General features: G+C 65.9%; 20 protein-coding genes and 1 pseudogene. 15 read left to right on the plus strand and 6 right to left on the minus strand.

The genetic code is table 11. From position 1 onward, the window contains the following. Positions 1-167 precede the first annotated feature (167 nt). A complete protein-coding gene (locus tag L6Q21_RS01035) occupies positions 168-1973 on the minus strand; it encodes an amidohydrolase (RefSeq protein WP_237828531.1) in 1806 nt (601 codons plus the stop codon). A 49-nt stretch (positions 1974-2022) separates the two neighbouring features. Beyond that, entirely contained in the window at positions 2023-2367 is a 345-nt protein-coding gene (locus L6Q21_RS01040) for a hypothetical protein (RefSeq protein WP_051767939.1), read from the minus strand. A gap of 585 nt (positions 2368-2952) precedes the next feature. On the opposite strand from L6Q21_RS01040, the gene L6Q21_RS01045 reads away from it, so the two are divergent. The 4 genes and pseudogenes from L6Q21_RS01045 to L6Q21_RS01060 all read left to right on the plus strand — a co-directional run. Beyond that, complete coding sequence (locus L6Q21_RS01045; protein ID WP_237828532.1) at positions 2953-3684, plus strand: enoyl-CoA hydratase/isomerase family protein; 732 nt, start codon at positions 2953-2955, stop codon at positions 3682-3684. A 332-nt stretch (positions 3685-4016) separates the two neighbouring features. Next, positions 4017-5390: an MFS transporter gene (locus L6Q21_RS01050; RefSeq protein WP_051767941.1), complete on the plus strand. Its 1374-nt coding sequence runs from the start codon at positions 4017-4019 to the stop codon at positions 5388-5390. Positions 5391-5722: 332 nt separating this feature from the next. Continuing rightward, complete coding sequence (locus L6Q21_RS01055; protein WP_030538484.1) at positions 5723-5953, plus strand: helix-turn-helix transcriptional regulator; 231 nt, start codon at positions 5723-5725, stop codon at positions 5951-5953. A 103-nt stretch (positions 5954-6056) separates the two neighbouring features. Beyond that, positions 6057-6221: pseudogene (locus L6Q21_RS01060) on the plus strand (JAB domain-containing protein); the annotation flags it as partial. Between the two features lies 1 nt (position 6222). Here the strand turns inward: L6Q21_RS01060 and L6Q21_RS01065 are convergent. Further along, positions 6223-6906: a Crp/Fnr family transcriptional regulator gene (locus L6Q21_RS01065; RefSeq protein ID WP_237828535.1), complete on the minus strand. Its 684-nt coding sequence runs from the start codon at positions 6904-6906 to the stop codon at positions 6223-6225. A 137-nt stretch (positions 6907-7043) separates the two neighbouring features. Here L6Q21_RS01065 and L6Q21_RS01070 point away from each other — a divergent pair, with 137 nt between their 5' ends. From L6Q21_RS01070 to L6Q21_RS01080, 3 genes are all read left to right on the plus strand, one after another. Beyond that, entirely contained in the window at positions 7044-9014 is a 1971-nt protein-coding gene (locus L6Q21_RS01070; protein WP_237828538.1) for an alkyl/aryl-sulfatase, read from the plus strand. A 46-nt stretch (positions 9015-9060) separates the two neighbouring features. Next, complete coding sequence (locus L6Q21_RS01075; protein WP_237828543.1) at positions 9061-9963, plus strand: transporter; 903 nt, start codon at positions 9061-9063, stop codon at positions 9961-9963. Positions 9964-10062: 99 nt separating this feature from the next. After that, complete coding sequence (locus tag L6Q21_RS01080; protein WP_237828548.1) at positions 10063-11784, plus strand: acyl-CoA dehydrogenase family protein; 1722 nt, start codon at positions 10063-10065, stop codon at positions 11782-11784. A gap of 126 nt (positions 11785-11910) precedes the next feature. Here the strand turns inward: L6Q21_RS01080 and L6Q21_RS01085 are convergent, their stop codons facing one another. Further along, positions 11911-13524, minus strand: a complete 1614-nt coding sequence (locus L6Q21_RS01085) for an alkaline phosphatase D family protein (RefSeq protein ID WP_237828550.1) — start codon at positions 13522-13524, stop codon at positions 11911-11913. Between the two features lie 41 nt (positions 13525-13565). Here L6Q21_RS01085 and L6Q21_RS01090 point away from each other — a divergent pair, with 41 nt between their 5' ends. From L6Q21_RS01090 to L6Q21_RS01115, 6 genes are all read left to right on the plus strand, one after another. Next, complete coding sequence (locus L6Q21_RS01090; protein ID WP_237828551.1) at positions 13566-13742, plus strand: DUF1289 domain-containing protein; 177 nt, start codon at positions 13566-13568, stop codon at positions 13740-13742. 50 nt (positions 13743-13792) lie between these two features. After that, positions 13793-14452 carry a ribulose-phosphate 3-epimerase gene (gene rpe / locus L6Q21_RS01095; protein WP_237828552.1) on the plus strand — a complete coding sequence of 220 codons (660 nt, stop codon included), beginning with the start codon at positions 13793-13795 and terminating at the stop codon, positions 14450-14452. Beyond that, a complete protein-coding gene (locus tag L6Q21_RS01100) occupies positions 14452-16215 on the plus strand; it encodes a heparinase II/III family protein (protein ID WP_237828554.1) in 1764 nt (587 codons plus the stop codon). The genes rpe and L6Q21_RS01100 overlap by 1 nt, the downstream gene beginning before the upstream one ends. 238 nt (positions 16216-16453) lie before the next feature. Then, on the plus strand, positions 16454-18028 hold the full coding sequence (gene purH / locus L6Q21_RS01105; protein WP_237828555.1) for a bifunctional phosphoribosylaminoimidazolecarboxamide formyltransferase/IMP cyclohydrolase: 1575 nt from the start codon (positions 16454-16456) through the stop codon (positions 18026-18028). Between the two features lie 14 nt (positions 18029-18042). Beyond that, positions 18043-18933 carry a DMT family transporter gene (locus tag L6Q21_RS01110; protein ID WP_237828558.1) on the plus strand — a complete coding sequence of 297 codons (891 nt, stop codon included), beginning with the start codon at positions 18043-18045 and terminating at the stop codon, positions 18931-18933. Positions 18934-19012: 79 nt separating this feature from the next. Further along, positions 19013-19795 (plus strand): SDR family NAD(P)-dependent oxidoreductase, encoded by a 783-nt coding sequence (locus L6Q21_RS01115; RefSeq protein ID WP_237828561.1) that lies wholly within the window; start codon positions 19013-19015, stop codon positions 19793-19795. A gap of 294 nt (positions 19796-20089) precedes the next feature. Here the strand turns inward: L6Q21_RS01115 and L6Q21_RS01120 are convergent, their stop codons facing one another. Together L6Q21_RS01120 and L6Q21_RS01125 are read right to left on the minus strand one after the other, a co-directional pair. After that, positions 20090-20668 (minus strand): fasciclin domain-containing protein, encoded by a 579-nt coding sequence (locus L6Q21_RS01120; protein ID WP_237828562.1) that lies wholly within the window; start codon positions 20666-20668, stop codon positions 20090-20092. Between the two features lie 151 nt (positions 20669-20819). After that, positions 20820-21104 (minus strand): 4a-hydroxytetrahydrobiopterin dehydratase, encoded by a 285-nt coding sequence (locus L6Q21_RS01125; protein ID WP_237828563.1) that lies wholly within the window; start codon positions 21102-21104, stop codon positions 20820-20822. Between the two features lie 27 nt (positions 21105-21131). On the opposite strand from L6Q21_RS01125, the gene L6Q21_RS01130 reads away from it, so the two are divergent. Both L6Q21_RS01130 and L6Q21_RS01135 read left to right on the plus strand, forming a co-directional pair. Continuing rightward, entirely contained in the window at positions 21132-21524 is a 393-nt protein-coding gene (locus L6Q21_RS01130) for a metallopeptidase family protein (protein WP_237828564.1), read from the plus strand. A 51-nt stretch (positions 21525-21575) separates the two neighbouring features. Then, complete coding sequence (locus L6Q21_RS01135) at positions 21576-22913, plus strand: amidohydrolase (RefSeq protein WP_237828565.1); 1338 nt, start codon at positions 21576-21578, stop codon at positions 22911-22913. Positions 22914-23099 lie beyond the last annotated feature (186 nt).

A 23099-nucleotide genomic window follows, 5' to 3' on the forward strand; every position in this document is an offset into this window, starting at 1 on the left:
CGATTGACGTCGGCAGAACTCAGGCAAGGCGCCATCTGCCTCTCTCCTCCCGCAGCAGCGTGGATCAGCGCTGAGCGCCAAGGAAAGCATGCGGCGTCTCGTGGCTGGGATCGTGCCCGCGGCGAGCACCATAGATCTGTGCCCGCCGCCAGGTCTGTCGTTTGGACTTACTTCTCTCCGTAGTAGCTCCCGAAGTATTTGACGGGCGACCATGCCGGAAGGATCGCGGGGAGCTCTGGCGAAAGGTTGCGATAATCCTGCCCGCCGAAGACGACTTTGCCGTTCATGACAGTCAGGACAGAGGAGACCGACTTGATCTGGTCCTCCGGCACCGCGAAGTAATCTCTGTCGAGCACCGCGAAGTCGGCCAAATATCCGGGAGCGATGGCGCCGATCTCCGCTTCTGCGTTCATGAACCACGCGCCTCCGATGGTGAAAAGTCTCAGCGCCTCGGCTCGGGTAAGCCGGTTGTCCTTGGCGAGCGCTTCGGATCCGGACACGGACTTGCCGGTCACCATCCAGCTTATGCCAACCCACGGATTGTACGTCGCTGCCCGGAAGGCATCGGTGGTCATGGCCAGCGGGATGCCGCTGTCGACGAGCATGCGAAGGCGCGGCGTCTCCAATGCCTTCTCCCGACCATATGTCTTGATGAAGCCATCTGCGTGCAGCGCCATCTTGCCATCCAGGGCGATACCGCCCCCCAGCTTCTTCACCCGAGCGATATTCTGCGGACTGATGGTCTCGGCGTGTTCGAGACTCCACCGCAGCCCGCCGAGCGGAATGGTTTCGTTCACCTTCTCCAGAGCATCGAGGAAAGGCGAGATGTTCTCGTTATAGCTGATGTGCATGCGAAACGGGATGCGCCGCTCGACCAGCTTCTTCACATCCTCCTCGACGAAGCGCCGCATCGTGTCCGGCTCGATGACGACCGCTGGGCGGTCGAAATTCTCGTGGTCGTGCACTTCTCCGCTCAAGACCTCGCCGGCTCCGCGATACTCATGCCCGTGCGCCAAGGCGGGATACAGGTTCTGTCCCGGGCTGATCGGCGCGGTCTTCGTGATCGCCTCAAGCTCCAGATCCACCATGTTCACCGGCCCGCCATCGCCGAGTTGCAGATCTACAAAGGGCATACGCACATTGAGGCGGTTGTCGCGAGCAAGGACGCTTACCCTTGCCTGCGCGTCGGGATATGGCCACCTGCCGCCGTTATCGATAATCGAGGTCACGCCGAACCGGTTCAGGCCGTGAACGCTATAAGCCAGCGAACTCACCTGTTCGTCGAAACTGGGCTGCGGCACCATCGCTTCCAAGGCAAGAAACAGCCACGTGTAGCCGTGGACCACGCCGGTGGGATTTCCGCGGCCGTCTTTTTCGATCTCGACGCCGTCGAGCTTCGGAAACCGATCAGTCCCTACGCCGAGCGCCGTCATCGCCTGCTTGTTCAGGAAGGCCTGATTGTACGCATATTGCACGATCGCAGGGTGATTGGGCACCGCTTCGTGTAGCTCGTCCAGCGTCGGGAATCGGTTCTCCTTGAACTGATAAGGAGACCAACCTCCGATTACCTTGACCCACTGACCTTCCGGCGTGCGTCTTGCCTGCTCGCGAAGCATCGTCAATGCTTGGCGCAGCGTCGGCACACCATCCCAGCGGACATTGTAGTTGAAGGCCAGGTCATTGAGGACGTGGATATGGGCATCGACAATGCCAGGCACGACCCTACGGCTGTGGGCATCGATCACCTTGGTCGAAGGGTTCTTCAGGGCCAAGATGGCCTCATCGGGGCCGGCCGAATAGATCCGCCCGTCCTTGACGGCCAATGCCGTCGCCTCTGGCTGGGCACGGTTGCCAGTGAAAATCTTCGCGTTGAAAACGATCAGATCAGCGCCAGAGTTCTGCGGCGCCGGCTGCGCCTGAACTGCGGAGAACCAAACAATCGCTACGAACCCGATCAATGCTTTCCGGATCATTTTCACTCGCCCCATAAGATGTTCGAAATGGCTCGGCGTACCCGCTTAGTTATCGGCGACGGCACTCGCGGCGGTCCGGGTTGCGTTCGCAACGCTGCTGGCGCGCCCGTTCGGCCATGATCTGGCCGTCCCTGGCGATGCGTGAGAGCCTTTCGGTCTCCTCAATCGACCGGAGTTGTTTGGTGTCGCGCCTGTGCTGCTGCGAAAGCATGCAATCGCTGAAGGCGGGTGTGCCATACCTGTTGCCGAAGCTCTCGCACGTGCGCGCGTCCTCGCGTTGCTTCCGATTCCAGCCTTGCGCGCTCGCGTCATCTCCTCCGAAACCCATGCAGAGCATGGTGACGATGCCAACGGATACGAGAGCGGCGTGTTTACGTGCGAGAAGGCGTAGCATTGGGACTCCTGGTACTGTTCCGACGAGGCGCCGCGGTTCGTGTGCGATGCGAGCAGTTTCGTCGTCGGCTTCGTCGCACCCGCCTCCTAATGGGACTAACAATCCTGTGGTCGCGCCAGTAGCTCCACAAAATGACTTGCTGTGTCGCGTAATGCGGAACGCCATCGCCCTTACCAGTCAAGCGCCGCGATCACTTCGAATTATCGTTGCCCAATCAGTCAACGGCATCAGGTCGCGGCGCCACACTGTCGATCACTCCGGCGACCCCGGCGCCTGCGAGTTGGAGCGACTGATTTGGGAAGGTCCCGCTTGATGCCCGGAGACATTCCAACCGTGCCCCAGCCTCGCAAGTCACGGCGACGCAGGCATCGCGGGCGTTCCTGCTTGCGTGACACAGTTGCCCCGGTTCCGGAGCTACTGATCCCGTTCTCGATACGATATGGATTCGACAAATGCGGCCGCCGCCAAAAATCAGGAGGCTTGAATGTCGGACCACTATCAGAAGCTTCGCGTCGCGCACCGGTCGGGCGTCGTGACCGTCACGATCGAAAATCCACCGGTCAACATATTTGCGACGCCGCGCTCATGACGGACCTGCGGAATTTTCTGATCAAGGTTCGCAACGATGATGCTACGCGCGTGATCGTCTTCGAGAGCGGTTCTCCTGACTTCTTCATCGCTCATGTGGATATGGCGTTGATCGACGATCCGCATGCGTTCGACGAGATCGCGCGTGATGTGCCCGCTGGCCTAAACGTCTTCCAGGCACTTGGGGAACTGGTTCGCGAGCTTCCGCAAGTAACCATTGTGAAGCTCGCTGGCGTAGCGCGGGGCGGCGGCGCCGAGTTCATCGCCGCCTGTGACATGGCCTTTGGAGCGATCGGACGAGCCGGTCTCGGCCAGGTCGAGGCACTCATGGGCATCGTGCCGAGCGGAGGCGCGATGCAATATCTTTCGACGCGCATGAGCCGCGGGCGCATCCTGGAAATCATTCTGGGAGGCGGCGTTTTCAGCGCGGAGGAGGCCGCCGCCTATGGTTGGATCAACCGGGCGCTGCCCGCGACCGAGCTCGACGATTTCGTCGATACGCTGGCCCGCCATATCGCCGCCTTGCCGGCTGGCGTAGTGCAGGCAGCCAAACGTGTGCTGCCGCCTCCCGATCTCGGGGCCGGGTTCGTGCGCGAGCAAGCGGAATGGAGCAGGCTCTTCGCCGAGCCAGCGGCTGAGGCGCTGATCCGAGGCGGTCTGGCGCGGGGTGCCCAAACGGTGGACGGAGAAAGGCGTCTGGAGGAGATCCTGCGCAGCATATCGCCGTAGCGCTGCTCGAACGACGCGGCTTGCGACATCAAGCGATGGTTCGGGCCAAGAGAGCCGCGGATCGGCGCTTCGCACCACAGGACCCGACTGGACACGGTTGTGTCGAGGTTGCGTGCGTCTTCACGGCTGATGCCTTGGCAACAATGGCTGGGAGTTGATGTGGAGACGATCGGCAGGGCCCTCACCGAAATGCAACGGGTGCTTCGGCGGGATCTCATATCGCTGCGGCCATACCTGGAGCCAGCTTTTTGACCATGGTCCTCCCGCCCCCTTGTGACGAGTTGACTGCGCGCGGTATGTCAGGCGCTGTCGCGAATCCGGGATCGGGAACCATGGTCGCGACGATCCTAGCCTCGAGCTTGGCTGTGACCGTCGCATCGATCATCACAGTCGCACTGCCTTCGATGCAGCGCGATCTTGGCGCGGACTCCGCCGGTCTGCAGTGGATCATCAACGCCTATCTCCTGCCGATGTCGGCGTTGGTATTGCTCGGGGGGGCGCTCGGCGACCGTCTCGGGCGCAAGCGCTTTTTCATACTCGGCCTGGTGATCTTCGCGCTTGCGACCCTGGGCTGCGCATGTGCGCCCAACCTAGCGGTGATGCTCGCCGCACGCTTCGTTCAAGGCGTCGGCGCCGCCCTTGTCATCCCCAATAGCTTGGCGCTCCTTGCCGATGCCTACTCCGGGAAGAGGCGCGGACGCGCGGTCGGCACATGGGCGGCCGCGAGCACAATCGCCGGAGCGGCGGCTCCGCTGCTAGGAGGCGTCGTGGTCGATCACGCCGATTGGCGCTGGTCTTTCGCGATTGTCATACCTGCTGCAGCGGCGGCTCTTTTGATGGCAATACAAAGCATCCCAACCGATGTATCGCCACCGCAGCGCGTTCCGCTCGACTTAGCCGGAGGCGCGCTCGCCGTAGTCTCACTGGGAAATCTAGTTGTCTCGCTTACCTACCTCCCTCACTCAGGTACGTCGAACCCGGTCGTGATCGGCACAGCCGGGGTAGGACTTATGAGCCTTGTGGCCTTTTTGTGCGTCGAACGGCGCAAGAAAGCGGATGCGATCATGCCCCTCGGCATCTTCGCTTCCGGAAGCTTCTCGGGAATCTCGATCCTCACCCTGCTCCTTTACTGCGCCCTTGGCGGGTTCATGGTCCTGCTTCCCCTCTTCTTCATGAACGGACTTGGCTATTCCGCGACACGGGCTGGTTTCGCCCTTCTGCCGTTACCGCTCGTTATGGGGACGCTATCGCGACCTCTGGGAGGGCTTGCAACGAAATGGGGAGTCCGGCGAACCTTGTCGCTTGGACCTGTGGCAGTCGCGATCGGATTCGCGCTTATCGCAACCCTCCGCGAGGAGCGGGTCAGCTATTTGCTGAATATTTTTCCCGGTCTCGTGACGATATCCCTCGGGATGGCGCTCACGGTCGCGCCCCTCACCACCGCCGTGATGAACGCGGTGGAGAACAGGTTCGTTGGTGTCGCTTCCGGACTGAACAACGCCATCTCGCGAACAGCCGGTCTGATTGCCACGTCTCTTCTGGGTTTGGTCCTCCCAAGCGCAAACACCGATAAGTCCGAGCTTCTAAACGGACTCGTCCACGCCTCGTGGGTCGGATGTGCCCTCGCCATGGCGGCAGCAATCATATCGTTCGCGAAGATCAGGGAGGAAGAGGTCAATTCTGACCTTAACGTCAACTCCCGGTGATCCGAAACACGGAACAGCCGCATATCCTCGCCCAATCGCAGAGATCGTCCACATATCCGTGGCGCAGCACCTGCTCGGCACCTAGCGCCGTCGATAAGGCACCGCGCGGCCAACCCCGCCTATGTGGCCTCTATGGTATCCGTTTCTCCGATACCTGCCTGGAACGTCTTTCGCAGCGGTGAATGCCGCAGCATGTATGTCAGTGCGGAAGCGTGAGGCTCCAGTCCCGGGCGCATGAACAAAAACCCGAAGCGACCCTCGACAGGCTACCGCGATGATCAAACTCAAGACGCGGTGACACGGCCCTGGTTGTGCTACCGAAGGAGGCGGTAGTGCCAGATAGCAAATTCCTTACGCCCGACGAGGTGGCTGAACGCTATAGGGGCGGCATTTCGGTCGGGACACTTCGAAACTGGCGCGCGATGCGTCTCGGCCCATCCTTCGTCAAAATTGGCAAGGCCGTGCTCTACCCGCTCGACGAGCTTGATGCATGGGATGAAAAGAATAAGGTGCAGTGCCGTGCATCCAGGGGCTTCGGCGCGCACGGTGGTGATCAGGCGTGATGGTCACGTTCGGGCATGATCAACCGCTCCCAGCCTCCGGCCCCAGTCCTCGCCACATTCCAATTTATTCCATAATAATCAATGTCTTATGGTATTTAAAGGCATGGTTCACAACCACCCATCGGGCGACCCCACCCCCAGCCGCGACGACATCCAGTTGACCCGCGCCATCGCCGATGCGGCGAAACCGCTTGGCCTGCAGGTGCACGACCATCTGGTGATCGCCCGCACCGGGCACAAAAGCCTGCGCGCCGAAGGGTTGATATAGCCTATTCGCTGTAGGCGAAGCGGCGCAGCGCCTCCAGATCCAGGATGGTGAAGCCGCCATAGCCGAGCCGGACCCAGCCTCTTTCCTCGAACTCGCCCAGCACGCGGTTGACCTGCCTGCGGCTGGCGCAGGCCATTTCCCCCAGTTCCGCCTGCGTCAGCATCACCACATCCGAGCCGGAAGCCGCCGCGCGGTCCAGGGTGGCCGCCAGCCGCCGCGCCGGGTTCAACTGCTGCAGGTCACTGATGATGCGGGTGGCGATATCCAGGGTCGCGACCAGGATGTGGCTGAAATTCCGGATCACCCGCGGATCGTCATAGGCCATGCGGTTCATCTGGCTGAGCGGCAGGTGCAGCAACCATGTCGGCATACGCACCTGCAATTCCACCCGGCGCGGCTGGCGGGTTAGGAAGCTAGCCTCCCCCGTCCAATAGCCGGGCAGGCTTCCTTGCAGCAATTTGGGCGGCAAGTTGGGAGGCGCGGTGTTCACGGTGGCATTCCCGCGCACCAGCCCATAGATGCCGCCAGGGGCGTCGCCGATGCGAAACACCGTCTGGCCCGCTTCGAAATGCATCAGCACGCTGTGCCGCAGCACCTCTTCCCGGAAATCCGCCGGCTGCGTCAGCAGCCAGCCATTGTTCGCGACGATCGCATCGGCCTCGTCCTTGCGGATGCCTGTTCGCAACGGTCTGCCGCCCAACTATTCCCCTCCCGATTTTTCGCCACATTGCACCTCAGGTGCAATTCATGCCCCAAAGCGGGCATATCTCGCAAAACTGCACCAAAGCAATCAGGATTGGCCTTGAAGGGGGTATCTCGATCATGAAATCCATGCCGCGCCAGACCGTTGCATTCGCCCTTGGCATCACCGCGATGCTTCTGGGCTCCGCCGCGCCCGCTTTCGCCAACCCGGCGACCGGCCATACCGCCGCCGCCAACGCCAAGGTTCTGGAACAGCTGCCGTTCAACGACCGCAGCGAATTCCAGGATGCGGCGCGCGGCCTGCTGCTGAAGCCGGACACGCTGACGATCCGCCGCGCCGACGGCGGCATCGCCTGGGATCTGGAAAGCTATCGCAAGTTCATCGCGCTGGAAACGCCGGCGCCGGCCAGCGTCAACCCCAGCCTCTGGCGCAACGCCCAGCTGAACCTGCACTATGGCCTGTTCGAAGTGGCCGACGGCATCTACCAGGTGCGCGGCTACGACCTGGCCAACATCACCTTCATCCGCGGCGACAGCGGCTGGATCGTCGCTGATGTCGGCACCACGGTGGAAACCGCCAGGGCCGCCTATGACCTCGTGACGCAGAAGTTCGGCAGGCTGCCGATCGTCGGAGTCATCTACAGCCACCCCCATGTCGACCATTTCTCCGGCATCAAGGGACTGGTAAGCGAGGCCGACGTCACCTCGGGCAAGGTGAAGCTGGTCGCGCCGGACGGCTTTCTGGAGCATGCGATCAGCGAGAATGTGATCGCCGGCAACGCCATGAGCCGCCGCGCCAGCTATATGTATGGCGCGCTGCTGGCGCGGAACGCCGAAGGCAGCGTCGGCGCCGGGCTGGGGCTGACGACTCCGATCGGCACCGGCACCCTCATCGCCCCCAACCACATCGTGCACAAAACCGGCGAGAAGCTGGTGCTGGACGGCGTGGAGATGATCTTCCAGATGACCCCCGGCACCGAGGCGCCGGCGGAGATGAACTTCTATCTGCCCAAGCAGCGGGCAATGTGGATGGCCGAGAACACCGTCTCCACCATGCACAACATCCTGACGCTGCGCGGCGCGCAGGTGCGGGATTCGCTCGCCTGGTCGAAATATATCAACGAAACGATCGAGCTGTTCGGCGACCGGATCGACGTGAAGTTCCAGTCCCACCACTGGCCGAAATGGGGCAATGCGGAGGTGCTGGACTATCTCGCCAAGCAGCGCGACCTTTACAAGTTCGTGCACGACCGCTCGGTGAACCTGATGAACCATGGCTACACCGGCGAGGAAATCTCCGAGATGATCCGCCTGCCGCAGAGCCTGGAGAATTTCTGGCCCGGCCGGGGCTATTATGGGACGCTTCGGCACAACAGCCGTGCCGTCTATCAGCGCTACATGGGCTGGTATGACGGCAATCCCGCCAATCTCGACAACCTGCCGCCGGAAATGGCCGCGCGGAAGTATGTGGACTATATGGGCGGCGAGGCGGCCGTCGTCGCCCGGGCGCGGCAGGACTTCGCCAAAGGCGAATATCGCTGGGTGGCGACCGCGATGAAGCATGTGGTGTTCGCCAACCCCGAAAGCGCGGCCGGCAAGGGTCTGCTGGCAGACTCGCTGGAGCAACTGGGCTATCAGGCGGAATCCGGTCCGTGGCGCTCGGTCTATCTGCAAGGCGCGCACGAACTGCGCAAGGGCGTGCCCAAGCTCAGCGGCAGCACCGCCAGCCCGGACGTGATCCGCGCCATGCCGCCGGAAATGCTGTTCGACTATCTGGCGGTCCGCCTGAACGCCGAGAAGGCGGAAGGCCAGAAGCTGGCGCTGAACATGCATTTCACCGACCTCGACCAGACCTATGCGCTGACGGTGGACAACAGCGTGCTGAACTACAGCCGCAAGCCCAACCCAGGCGCCACCGCCACGGCGCATCTTTCCAAGCAGGCGCTGGACGATGTGAACCTTGGCAAGGCCAGCATCGCCGACAAGGTGAAATCGGGTGAAATCCGCATCGAGGGCAATGCCGAGACGCTGCAGAAGCTGATGGGCCTGTTCGACAGCTTCAACCCCTCGTTCAACATCGTCACGCCCTGAAACCCGGCTGAAACCCGGCCCGGGCCGAAAACAAGAAGGCTTTCCCATGCCGAAGCTTCAACCTGCCCTGATGATGGCGGCGGGCCTTGCCCTTGCCGCCACGGCCACCCCCGCCATGGCCGACGGCGCGCGCGACTGGATCAACGCGCCCAAGAACATGAACTTCCTCTATGGCTATTATGCCTATTCCAACAGCGACACCTCGTTCGACCAGGCGCTGCCGATCAGCGGCGCTTCGGTCGACGTGCACATGCCGATCCTGCGCTACGCCCGCTCGCTGAGCATCGCCGGGCAGACCGGTGGTTTTCAGGTCGTCGTGCCCTTCGCCTTCGTCAGCGCCGAGATCGACGGCACCCGCGCCAGAACCTCCCGCAATGGCTTGGGCGACATACAGGCCTCCTTCATCGCCAACTTCTTCGGCGCGCCGGCGCTCGACATCCGGGAATTCGCCACCTGGAAGCCGGAGCCCTTCCTGACCGGCTCCTTCTGGGTGACGGCCCCGACCGGCTCCTATGATTCCGACCGGGCGGTGAACATCGGCAAGAACCGCTGGGCCTTCAAGCCGCAGCTTTCCTACGGCATGCCGGTGGGCACGGGCGGCCTGTTCTCCGCGAACGCCAACGCCCAGTTCTTCACCGACAACAAGGATGGCGCCCGCGACCGGGTGCTGGCGCAAAAGCCGCTGTGGACGCTGGAGGGGCATTTCAGCCAGAATCTGTCGCCCAGCTTCTGGCTGTCGGCCGACGCCTTCTACCATAATGGCGGCGAAACGAAGGTGAACGGCCTCGATCAGGAAAATGCCCAGTCCACCTTGCGCCTGGGCGGCAGCGGCAGCTTCAACATCACCCCGGTGAACGCCGTCTCGGTGGCGCTCAGCACCTCGGTCGCGAAGCGGGACCATACGCCGAAGAACACCGGCCTCTCGGTCAGCATCAGCCACGCCTGGTAAAGGCGGCTCCCCATGCTTTTCGCGCATTGCCTTCAGCCGGCGAAGCGCGAAAAGAGGCGAAGCGGGGATTTCGATCCCCCGCGAGGGAGAGGAAACGCCATGTCCAGCATCCGGCCGCTCGCGCGTCAGGACACGCATGAGGTCTTCAACCAGGCACCGCCGTTCGAGGATGTGAACCTGTTCACCGGCGACGCGGCGCTGGTGGAGGCGCTGCGCCAGGCCGGCGGCGTAACACATGAAGACCGGCTGGCGGCGCTGGGCGCCCGCGCCGGATCGGCCGAGGCCATCGAATGGGGGATGGAAGCGAACCGGCAGACGCCGGTGCTGGAGAGTTTCGACCGTTTCGGCCACCGCATAGACGAGGTGCGATTCCACCCTGCCTATCACGAGCTGATGCGGCTGGGGCTGGACAGCGGCATCGCCTCCATCGCCTGGGACGGAACGCCCGCCGGCCATGTCGGCCACGCCGCCATCCTGTTCCTGGCCGGGCAGGCCGATTCCGGGCCGATCTGCCCGATGACCATGACCTATGCCGCCGTCCCGGCGCTCCGGGCGGAACCCGCCGTCGCCGCGGAATGGGTGCCGCGCATCGCCGCCGGCCGCTACGATCCGGCCTCGCGCCCCGCCTTCGAGAAGGCCGGAGTCACCATCGGCATGGCGATGACGGAAAAGCAGGGCGGCTCGGACGTGCGCGCCAATACCAGCCGCGCCGAACCGGCGGGCGAGGCAGGCTGGTTCCGCCTGACGGGGCACAAATGGTTCTGCTCGGCGCCGATGTGCGACGCCTTCCTGACGCTTGCCTACACCGACGGCGGCCTCACCTGCTTCCTCGTGCCCCGCTGGCTGCCGGACGGGGAGCGCAACGCCGGCTTCCGGGTGATGCGGCTGAAGGAGAAGATGGGCGACCGCTCCAACGCCTCGTCCGAGATCGAATATCATGGCGCGCTGGCGCAGCGGCTGGGGCCGGAAGGGCGCGGAGTCTCCACCATCATCCAGATGGTGCAGCACACGCGGCTCGATTGCGTCGTCGGCTCCGCCCAGATCATGCGCGGCAGTCTGGCGCAGGCGCTGTGGCACACGGCGCACCGCTCCGCCTTCCAGAAGCGGCTGATCGACCAGCCGGCCATGGCGGCGCTTCTGGCCGACCTCGCCATCGAAAGCGAGGCGGCGACCGCGCTCGGCTTCCGGCTGGCGCAGGCGTTCGACTCCGGCGATCCGCTGACCCGGCTGCTGACCCCCATCGCCAAATATTGGGTTTGCAAGCGTACCCCCGGCCTCGTCTACGAAGCGATGGAGAGCCTCGGCGGCGCCGGCTATGTCGAGAGTGGGCCCATGCCGCGGCTGTTCCGCCAGTCGCCGCTCAACGCGATCTGGGAAGGCTCGGGCAATGTGATCGCACTGGATCTGCTGCGCGCGCTGGCGCGGGAACCGGAAGGCGTGCAGGCATTGCAGGACTTCCTCGCCGCGCAACGCGGGCGCCACCCCGCCTATGACAAATGGCTGGACCGGATCGACCTCCGCTCCGCCCACGAAGGCACGGCGCGGCTGCTGATCGAGCGGCTGGCGCTGGCGGCGCAGGCCGCGACCCTGCTGGAATGGGAAAACCCACTGGCCGACGCCTTCTGCACGCTGCGCCTCGGCGAGCGCGGCATGGCCTATGGCGCCTTCGAGGGCAGCATCGATACCGGCGCGATACTGGAAAGGGCGATGCCCCGCTACCCCCCCCTTCAGAGAAGGAGCCGGGCACGGGAGCAAACCAAAGAGGCGAAGCTGGCAGGCCAAGTCAGCGTTCGCCCCGAACGCCCGTCATCCCGGGCTTGACCCGGGGTCCAGCTTTTCCACGGCCCAATCGCTTCAGGAAGAAAGCTGGGCCCCGGGTCAAGCCCGGGGTGACGGATGGGGAATGAGGGAATTTTTTCAATCCAGATTGCGCCAACCGCTCTCGGATCAGCCCGCCCGCTCCAGTCGCGCCACTCCCGCCGGCACCCGCCAGCTTGCGGCAGTCGAAACCTTGCCGCCTGTGCGGCGGATGCTGTCCACCACCTTCAGGTCCGCCGTCCAGCCGTCGGGCGTCACCGTCATCAGCGAATAGCCGCGCTCGTCGCGGATATATTTGAGGCCCGGGTTGCGGCTGAGGAAAGCGGCATGCTCCTTGCGCTCGCCGGGGCCGTCGCTGCCCGAGGAAATGGAAGTGGTCACGAACTCGATCGCCCGCGCGGGGGCTTCCGGCGCCTCGCCCGTCTTGCGCACCTCGCCGGCGAAATGCTGATGCTCGTCGCCGGTCAGCACCACCAGATTGGGAACGCCCTTCAGCCCGTCCAGAAGCCGGTCGCGCGGCACCGCATAGGCCGCCCAGCTGTCGGTGTTGATCGTCTTCGTCTCGGCCCGGGCGCGGTCGAGGTCCATCACCATGATCTGCTGCAGCAGCGCGTTCCAGCGGGCAGGATCGGCCTTCAGGCCCTTCACCAGCCATTCCTCCTGCTGCCGGCCGAGCACTTCGGCGTCCTTGCGGTTCACCTCGGGGCAGAAGCTGCCATATTTGTCGCCGCAGGGCTGGTCCGTGCGCCAGTTGCGGGTGTTCAGCATCCGCGCGTCCAGCAGCCGGCCGAAACGATATTGCCGGTAAGGCCCTGAAACACCGTTCACCGGCAGCGCGTCGGCCCGCACCGGCATGAATTCATACCAGGCCTGCATGGCGGCCTGCCGGCGCAGCCGGAAGACTTCCGCCGGGGTTTCCGCCTGATCGACATCCCCCACCCAGTTGTTCACCAGCTCATGGTCGTCGAACGAGCAGAGGAAAGCGGCCGAGGCATGCGCCGCCTGCAGGTCCTCGTCGCGCCGGGTCAGGGTGTAGCGGCGGCGGTAATCGTCCAGGCTGAAGATCATCGGCCCGTCGTGCAGGCGGACGGTCGATTCCATCTGCCCGGTGGACCAGTTCATGCGGCTGGCGACCGGCCCGCCTTCATAGATGTAATCGCCATAATGGAAGATGGCGTCCACATCCGCCTTCGCCACATCGCCCCAGGCGGTGTAGAGACCGCCCTGATACTCCTGGCAGCCGCCGACCGCGAGGCGCACCTGCCGAACATCGGCGCCCGCCAGCGGCATCGTCCGCGCCCGGCCGGTGGCCGACAGCATGTCGCCGCTGCGGAAGCGATAATGATAGGGCCGCTCGGGACGAAGACCGGAGACGGTGACATGGGCGGAAAAGCCCAGTTCCGGCCGCGCCAGCGTCTCGCCGGCGGCGGCGATGCGGGAGAACCCCTCATCCTCCGCCACTTCCCAGCGCAGGGGATAGGGGAATGGCTCAAGGCCGGAAAGCGGCTCGCCGGGCTCGGGCACCAGCCGCGTCCAGATGACGAAGCCGGTGGGATCGGGGTCTCCGGCGGCGACTCCCAGCGTGAAGGGGAAGGCGCGGATCTTCGGCGGCATGCGCTGCGCCCAGAGCGGCGTGGCCGCGAGCAGCCCCATCCCCGCCAGAAGCTGCCGCCTGTCGAACCCGCCGTGCATCGCCTTCTCCTTGCCTGTCGGCAGACCCATGTCGCCTGCCGGCAGGGCCATGCCCTCTTCCCATGACAGGGCGAAGACGCCAGAGGCGGCGCATGCCCGAGCTTGTCGCCAGCGCCGTGCCCTCCCCCTGCCGCAACATCTGCCGGCTGAAACGGGGCATCTGCGTGGGATGCGGGCGCACGCCCGACGAGATCGCCGCCTGGCCGACCGCGCCCGACGATAGCCGGCGCGCCATAATTCAGCGCGCCTCCGAACGAATTCGTCGCTGAGCGCCCTTTCCGCCCTTGGCGATGCCCCGGCCAAAGGCTAACACTGGCAAATGCCGCCCGTGAAGATCGCCCCCTCCATATTGTCCGCTGATTTCGCCCGCCTCGGAGAAGAGGTGAAGGCGATCTCCAGCGCCGGGGCCGACTGGATTCACGTCGACGTGATGGACGGGCATTTCGTGCCCAACCTGACGATCGGGCCGATGGTGGTGAAGGCGCTCCGCCCCTGGTCCGCGCTGCCGTTCGACGTGCATCTGATGGTGACGCCCGCCGACCCGCTGGTGGAGGCCTTCGCCGAGGCCGGGGCCGATATCCTGTCCGTCCATCCGGAATCCGGGCCGCACCTGCACCGCACGCTGATGCGTATCCGCGCGCTGGGCAAGAAGGCCGGCGTGGTGCTGAACCCGGCCACGCCGCTTTCCAGCCTGGACCATGTGCTCGACCTCACCGACCTCGTGCTGGTGATGAGCGTCAACCCCGGCTTCGGCGGACAGAGCTTCATCGAAAGCGCCCTTCCCAAGGTGGAGTCGATCGCCGAGCGCGCCCTGAAGGCCGGGCTTTCGATCGAGCTGGAAGTGGATGGCGGGGTCGATGCCGGCAATGCCGCGCGGCTGGCCTCCGCCGGCGCCACCGTGCTGGTGGCCGGCACCGCCAGCTTCAAGGGCGGGCCGGAGCATTACGCCGCCAACATCGCGGCATTGAAGGCCAGATAATGGCGGGCGAGGCGGACGATGGCAGCTTCCGCCTGACGCGGGACCTGGGGGACAGGGGCCCCTCGCTGACCGAGCGCCTGTCGGAACGGCTGGACAGGCTTTCCTTCGCCTCCCCCTTCCACCGCATGCGGTTGAAGGGCCGTTTCCCGCTGAAGCTGATCGCCGTGCCGGAAGACCCGGTTCCCGGCGATCCGGCGCTGGGGCAGAGGCTGAAGGGCGGCCGCCTCTTCCGGGACGGTTACGGCCAGTCGATGCAGGAAGCCCGGCTGGACGCGCCCGACGCGCCGGAAAGCTGGCGGCAGTGGGTGCATGGCTGGGGCTGGCTGCGCGACCTTTCCAGCGCCGGCCCGCTGACGAAGGTGGAAGTCGCGCGCGCGGAAGCGCTGGCCAAGCGCTGGCTCGCCCGCTTCCACGAGTACGACGAGGAGGCGTGGAGCCCCGCCGTCACCGGCCGCCGCATCCTGATGGCCATCTGTTACGCGCCGATGGTGATGCCCGGCCACGACCATATCCACCGCTCCGCCGTGCTGAACGGCGTCGCCCGCTGGGGCCGGCATCTGGACCGCGCCGCGCCGCGCCTGCAACCGGGCTTCGCCCGCGCCGAGGCCGCCGCCGGCCTCATCGGCTGCGCGCTGATGCTGCCGGGCGGAGACGAGCGGCTGGTGCGGGCGGAGACCCTGCTGGCGGAGACGCTGCAGCAACTGCTGCCCGAAGAGGGGGCCGCGAACGCCAGCCGCTCGCCGCTCGACCTCGCGCGGCTGGGGGATCTGCTGTTGCTGCTGGCCGCTTTCCACCAGGCGCGGGCGCAAAAGCCGTCGGCCCTCGTCGCCCGCGCGCTGGAGCAGGTGCGGACCGGCCTCTCGGCGCTGGCGATGGGCGACGGGCTGCCTTCGCCCTGGCATGGCGGCGGCCCGGACGCGGCGCAGATGGCCCGGCTGCGCGCCGCCCCTTCGGAAGCGCCTCCAAGCCGGCAATCCGGCTATCAGCGGCTGCAGGCCGGCGCCACGCGGGTGATGGTGGATGCCGGCCCACCGCCCGCCGTCCGCCTGTGCGGCACCGCGCACGCCTCCACACTGGCGCTCACCGCCACCGACGGGGCGCGGCATCTGATCGTCAGTTGTGGCGGCGAATGCGGGCCGCAAGGGCCGCGCGGCTTTCCGCCCGAACTGGCGATGGGGCTGCGCTCCACCGCCGGCCATTCGGCGCTGGTGCTGGCCGACACCAATTCCAGCCGCCTGCACGAAAGCGGCCCGCGCCGGCTGGGCGGGGTCGAGGAAGTGCTGGTGGAGGCGCGTTCCACCCGCGAAGGCCAGTGGTTCGAGGGCCGGCACGACGGCTGGCGCCGCCGCTTCGGCCAGGACCATGTGCGCCGCCTGTGGCTGAGCCCGGAAGGCGACGACCTGCGCGGCGAGGACCGGCTGGAGCCCGTGCGCGGCGGCCTCGTCCGCCCGCGCTCTGCGCAAGCCCTGCCGTTCGCCATCCGCTTCCACCTGGGGCCGGAGGCCGAGGCGACGCTGACGCAGGACGGGCGCGGCGCGCTGATCCGCCTGCCCGGCGCGCGGCCCGGGCAGGATTCGGCCTGGGCCTTTCGCGCCAGCTTCAACCACGCGCCCGGCGTGCTGGCGATCGAGCCGAGCCTCTTCGTCGACGCCGATGGCGGCACGCATGAAATCCAGCAGCTTTTGCTGACCAGCCTCGTAGAACCGGGCGGCACGGCGGATGTCTCGTGGAGTTTCCGCAAGCAGGGCGCCCGCAAGAACTGAAGCCGGCAAGGGGGGCGGGCAAGGGGGGTAGCCGGCCGGTTCGAGTTGAACCGCGCACCCCTCCCGTCACCCCGGGCTTGACCCGGGGTCCAGCTTTTCCACCACCCGAACGCTCGGAGAAGAAAGCTGGACCCCGGGTCAAGCCCGGGGTGACGGGGATTTGTGACGGGGCCGGGAGCTTGCCATTGCCGCCATGGTCGGGCAGGCGGAAGGAAATTTCCCAGACCATGAGTTTAGCATGACCGATTCCCTCCCTGTCCGCAGGGCCCTGCTGTCCGTTTCCGATAAGACCGGCCTGGTCGATTTCGCCCGCGCGCTGGCGGGGCATGGCGCCGAACTGCTTTCGACCGGCGGCACCGCGAAGGCTCTGCGCGAAGCCGGATTGCAGGTGACCGACGTGTCCGACCACACCGGCTTCCCGGAAATGATGGACGGCCGGGTGAAGACGCTGCACCCCAAGGTGCATGGCGGGCTGCTGGCGCTGCGCGACAATGCAGAACATCAGGCGGCGGCCACCGCGCACGATATCGCCCCGATCGACATGGTGGTGATCAACCTCTACCCCTTCGAGGCGACGGTGGCCAAGGGCGCCCCGCGCGACGAGGTGATCGAGAATATCGACATCGGCGGCCCCTCGATGGTGCGCTCGGCGGCCAAGAACCACGCCTTCGTCGCCTGCGTGACCGACGCCGGCGACTATGCCGCGCTGGCGGACGAGCTGGCGGACGGCGGCCTCAGCCTCGCCACCCGCAAGCGGCTGGCGGCCAAGGCCTTCCAGGCGACCGCCGCCTATGATTCGGCCATCGCCAGCTGGTTCGCCTTCGCCGACCAGGGCGAAGCCTTTCCCGCCGTGCTGCCGGTTGCCGTCCGCCGCGTGGCGGAACTGCGTTATGGCGAGAACCCGCACCAGAAGGCCGCGCTTTACGCAGCCTCCGCTGTTCCCGCCGGCCTGGCCGGAGCGGAACTGGTGCAGGGCAAGGCGCTTTCCTACAACAATATTGGCGACGCCGACGGGGCGCTGAACCTCATCAGCGAATTCCGCGACGCCGCGCCCACGGTTGCCATCATCAAGCACGCCAACCCCTGCGGCGTCGCCACCGCCGACGATCTGGCCGAGGCCTATCGCGCCGCCAAGGCCTGCGATCCGGTTTCGGCCTTCGGCGGCATCATCGCCCTCAATCGCCCGCTCGATGCGGAGACGGCCGCCGTCATCACCGAGCTTTTCACCGAAGTGATCATCGCGCCCGGCGCCGACGAAGAAGCGAAGGCGGTGGTGGCGAAGAAGCCGAACCTGCGCCTCCTCCTGACGCCGCTTCCAGACCCGGCCCGCACCGGGCTGGTGATGCGCACGGTTTCCGGCGGCTTCCTGCTGCAGACCCGCGACAATCAGCTGATGGGCGAACTGAAGATCGTGACGAAGCGCCAGCCGACGGCGCAGGAACTGGCCGACATGGCCTTTGCCTGGACGGTGGCGAAGCATGTGAAGTCGAACGCCATCGTCTATGCGAAGGACGGGGCGACGGCGGGCATCGGCGCCGGGCAGATGAGCCGGCTGGACAGCGCCCGCATCGCCGCCTGGAAGGCGCGGGATGCGGCCGAGGCCGCCGGCTGGGCCGAGCCGAGGACGGCGGGAAGCGCCGTCGCCTCCGACGCCTTCTTCCCCTTCGCCGACGGGCTGATCGCCGCGGCTGAAGCCGGCGCCACGGCGGTGATCCAGCCCGGCGGCTCCATGCGCGACGCGGAAGTGATCGCCGCCGCCGACGAGCGCGGGCTCGCCATGGCCTTCACCGGCCTGCGCCACTTCAACCACTGAAGGGCGCGGGAGGCTTGCCCCTGCTGCCGGCGAACCTGCGCGCCATCTGGTGGATGGTGGTCAGTTGCGTCGCCTTCTCCGGCCTCTGGGTGCTGATCCGAGTCGCCTCCGAAGAGCTTCACCCCTTCGCCATCGTCGTCTGGCGCAACCTCTTCGGGCTGATCTGGCTGGCCCCGATGCTGTTGCTGACGCCGGGCTTGCTGAAGGCCGAGCGGATGCCCAGCCATCTGCGCCGCGCCGCCTCCGGGGTGATCGCCACCTTCGGCACCTTCTACGCCGTCGCCAACGCCCCGCTCGCCAATGTGCTGTCGATCAGCTATTCGGCGCCCCTCTTCGCGACCATCGGCGCCATCCTCTTCCTGGGCGAGAAGATCCGCCGGGTGCGGGGTCTGGCGCTGCTGGCCGGGTTCATCGGCGTGCTGATGGTTCTCCGGCCCGGCTCCGCGCCGCTTTCTCCGGGAATCCTCGCGGCCATCGTTTCCGCGCTCGCCACCGCCTTTTCCTACATCGCCATCAAGGCGCTGACCGGAGCGGACGATTCCCGCGCCGTCGCCGCCTGGGCCTTCATCCTGATGACGCCGATTTCGATCCTGCTCGCCATCCCCTGGTGGAGCTGGCCTTCGGCGCAGCTCTGGCCGATCCTGATCGGCATCGGCGCCTGCGCGGCGGCCGGGCAACTGAGCCTCGCCCGGGCGCTCAGCCTTGCCGATGCCAGCGCGGTGATGCCGTTCGATTTCGTCCGCTTCGCTCTGGTGACGCTCGCCGGCATCCTCCTCTTCAACGAGCGCTACGACCTTTTGACCCTGCTGGGCGGCGGAATCATCCTTGTCGCCGGGCTGGTGCTGGCGCTACGGGAGAGGGCATCGTCAAAACAACACAGCAGTGCAACTTCTATCGACACCTGACAAGTTTGGGAATGCGCCTGGCCGGTCGGCGGCGTAAGGCAATCCCGGCAATGGTTTTCCGCATGACAGGAGAGTTGGCATGGAATTGAAGGGTCTGGCAGCGGTCGTCACCGGCGGCGCATCCGGTCTGGGCGCGGCCACCGCGCGCAAGCTTGCGAGCGAGGGCGTGAAGGTCGCTCTATTCGACCTCAACGCCGAAAAGGGCGAAGCGGTCGCGGCCGAGATCGGCGGCATCTTCTGCCTGGTGAACGTGACCGACAACGACAGCGTCGACGCCGGCTTCGAAAAGGCCCGCGCCGCGCACGGGCAGGAGCGCATCCTGGTGAATTGCGCCGGCACCGGCAACGCCGTGAAGACGGCCAGCCGTTCCAAGGAAACCGGCGAGATCCGGCATTTCCCGCTGGATGCCTTCGACCGGATCATCCAGATCAACCTCGTCGGCAGCTTCCGCTGCATCGCCAAGTCGGCCGCCGGAATGCTGAGCCTGCCACCGATCGGCGAACATGGCGAGCGCGGCGCCATCGTGAACACCGCCTCCGTCGCCGCCGAGGACGGGCAGATCGGCCAGGCCGCCTATGCCGCCTCCAAGGGCGGTGTCGTCGGCATGACCCTGCCGATCGCGCGCGACCTGTCGAGCGAAGGCATTCGCGTGAACACCATCCTGCCCGGCATCTTCGACACGCCGCTGCTGCAGGGCGCGCCGGACAATGTGAAGGCAGCGCTCGCCGCTTCGGTGCCCTTCCCCAAGCGGCTGGGCAACCCGGCGGAATATGCGAGCCTCGCGGTGGAGATGTGCCGCAACTCCTATTTCAACGGCGAGCATGTCCGTCTGGACGGCGCCATCCGGATGGCGCCACGCTAAGCGGAAGCGGGCTGCGGCCTGGAGCCCGATTGCAAGGCAATCGGGCGAAGGCCCGCAGACTCCGCGCACGCCCGGCCGGCGGAATCGGCGATTTCTATCGCCGATCCGTCCGACGAGGCCCGGCTTTGCCGGGCTTTCTTGTGTCTTGCCTGCTATCGGCCGGACTCGCAGGCTTTGCCTGCGGCCGGCTTTCGCCGCCATGAGAAACCCCGACAGCCGCCCGAAGGCCGCTGCCGGGGGAAGCGGCGCGGGGGAGCGCCGCTTCATCCCTCCAACCCGGAAGGATCTCGGGCGTCAGCGCGCGGCCAAGGCCCCGGAGCCGGCCGCGCGGGCCTGCTGGTCGGCGGCCGGCAGCAGCACCTTGTCGATACCGTGGATCAACCCGTTGCTGGCGCGCACGTCGGCCGTCACCACATTGGCGCCGGACACCTGAACCTTGCCGTCGGCGGTCTCGATGGTGACGAGGCCGCCACCCACGGTGCGCATGGCGGCATCGTCCTGCTGCGCCAGGAACTCGGTGGTGGCAAAGCCGGGCACCAGATGGTTCGCCAGCAGCGCCTTCAGTTCCGCCTGATTCTCAGGCTTCAGCAGATTGTCCAGCGTGCCCGGCGGCAGGCTAGCGAAAGCCGCATCGGTCGGCGCGAACAGGGTCACATATTCGCCGGCCTTCAACTGCTCGGTCATGCCGGCGGCTTCGATCGCGCGGGCGAGCGTGTTGAACTGCCCCTGCGACTGCGCCGTGGCAATCAGGTCCGCGGTGGGCGCGGCCGGTTGCGTGGCGGCCGGCGCGGCAGGCTCGGAAGCCTCCTGGGCGAACGTCGGCGAGGATGCCATCAGAATGGCGGCCCCGGTCATCAGCATCAGCTTTTGCATCTGTCAGTCTCCTCCATTTGCAGCGGATGAAGCCGACGTAGGGCCGGTTGTTCCCGATATCCGCCCTTTGCGGGACGAATCGAGCCATGTTGCAGGCGAATGGAGCCATTCGATGCCCATGCCGCTCAGGCATGAGGCCATTGGCGCCCTGTCAGCCGAGCAGCGAGTCGATGCTCTTCGCGAGCTTCACGTCCCGCGCGGAAAGGCCGTTCGCATCATGCGTCGTCAGCGCGATATCCACGCGATTCCACACGTTGAACCATTCGGGATGATGGTTCTGCTGCTCGGCCAGAAGCGCCACGCGCGCCATGAAGCCGAAGGCCTCGCTGAAGTCCGCGAAACGCAAGCCGCGCTTCAGATGCTCGCCTTCCAGCGTCCATTCCGGCAGTTCCGCCGCCAGCTTCGCGCGTGCCTCCGCCCCAAGCTTCTCGACCATCTCTCATCCTTCCGGTAACCGAGCCGCATGGCTCTCCACGCACCCTCTCTCGCCGACATCCAGGCTCTCGCGCAAGCCGCCGTCGAACGGCTGCCCGATCTCTTCCGCACCCACCTCGCCGAAGTGATCCTGAAGGTGGAGGACTTTCCCGACGAGGAGGTGATTGAGGCGATGGAGCTGGAAAGCCCTTTCGATATCCTCGGCCTCTATTGGGGCCATCATGTCGGCGACCCGGGCGCCGGAATGACGGGCAGCATGCCCGCCACCATCTATCTCTACCGCCGCCCCATGCTCGACGAATGGGCGCATGGCGAGGACAGCCTGGAAAATATCGTCACCCATGTGCTGGTGCACGAGGTGGGGCATCATTTCGGCCTGTCCGACGACGACATGGAAGCGATCGAAGCGGCTCTGGACTGAAGGCGAACCGCCCCTTAAGCTTTCACCGAACGGCAATAAAAGGGGGCGCTCATGCGCGGACTTGCGACTGGACTTCTTCTGGCGGCGTCGATCCTGGCCGCCGCCCCTGCGGCGGCGGACACCGCCGCCCTCACCAAGGCGATAGACGCGGACTGGAAGGCGCATCTCGCCAGCCTCTACGACCATTTCCACCGCAATCCGGAACTTTCCTTCGTGGAAGTGAACACGGCGGCGCGCATGGCGAAGGAACTGCGGGCCGTGCCGGGCGTGCAGGTGACGGAGAAGGTCGGCGGCACCGGCGTTGTCGGCGTGCTGAAGAACGGCCCCGGCCCGGTCGTGCTGCTGCGCGCGGACATGGACGGGCTTCCCGTCGAGGAGAAATCCGGCCTCGCCAATGCCTCCAGGGTGCGGCAGAAGGACCGCACCGGCGTTGAGCAGCCGGTGATGCACGCCTGCGGACATGACACCCACATCACCGGCCTCGTCGCCACCGCCCGGCAACTGGCGGCGCTGAAGGACCAGTGGTCGGGCACGGTCGTCTTCGTCGTGCAGCCGGCCGAGGAGATCGTCGGCGGCGCCAAGAAGATGATGGCGGAGGGCCTCTACGACCGCTTCGGCAAGCCCGACTATGCGCTGGGCTGGCATGTGGCCGCCGGCGTCCCCACCGGCACCGTCAATCTGGCCGAAGGCGTAACCTATTCCGCCGCCGACACGGTGGACATCATCGTGCCCGGAATCGGCGCGCATGGCGCCAGCCCGCATCTGGGGAAAGACCCGGTGTTCATCGCCTCCGAGATCGTGCAGGGCCTGCAAGGGATGATCGGCCGGGACATCGCGCCGCTGAAGCCCGCCGTCATCACCGTCGGCGCCTTTCACGCCGGCTCCAAGCACAATATCATTTCCGACAAGGCGGAACTTTCCGTCACCGTGCGCGCCGACGATGTGGAGACCCGCAACGCGCTGATCGAGGGCATCAAGCGCATCTCCGTCAACACCGGGCGCAAATGGGGCCTGCCGGAAGACAAATTGCCGGTCGTCCATGTGCGCGTGGAGGAAGGCACCATCCCGAACGTCAACGACGCGGAACTCACCCGCCGCCTGCGCGCGACCTTCGCGCGGGATTTCGGCGAGAAGATTTTGTGGGACATGCCGCGCGAAGGCATGGGCGCCGAGGATTTCCCCTATCTCGTCGGGCCGGGCGTGAAGGGCGTCTACTATAATGTGGGCGGCACGCCGCAGGCGGCGATCGACGCCGCCAAGGCGGGCGGACCGCCGGTCGCCGGCCACCATTCGCCGCTGTTCAAGGTGGACGGCGAAGCCGCGGTCAAGACCGGCGCCGCGACCATGACCACGGCGGTGCTGGATCTGCTGGCGAAGCCGAAAGGCTGAGGTAGCCGATGAGGAGCCTTCGCCCCCCTCAAACTCCGCCGCCTCTACCCGTCACCCCGGGCTTGACCCGGGGTCCAGCTTCTTCACGCGCCAAGGTCTTTCGCAACGCCGCCACACCTGGGCCCGTTGCGGCTCCCGACCGTCAGCACCGCCTTGCCGGTGAAGTTATCCATGCCGTCCACCATG

The sequence above is a fragment of the Sandaracinobacteroides sayramensis genome (assembly GCF_022014495.1).
In the GTDB taxonomy this organism is placed as follows: Bacteria; Pseudomonadota; Alphaproteobacteria; order Sphingomonadales; family Sphingomonadaceae; genus Sandaracinobacteroides; species Sandaracinobacteroides sayramense.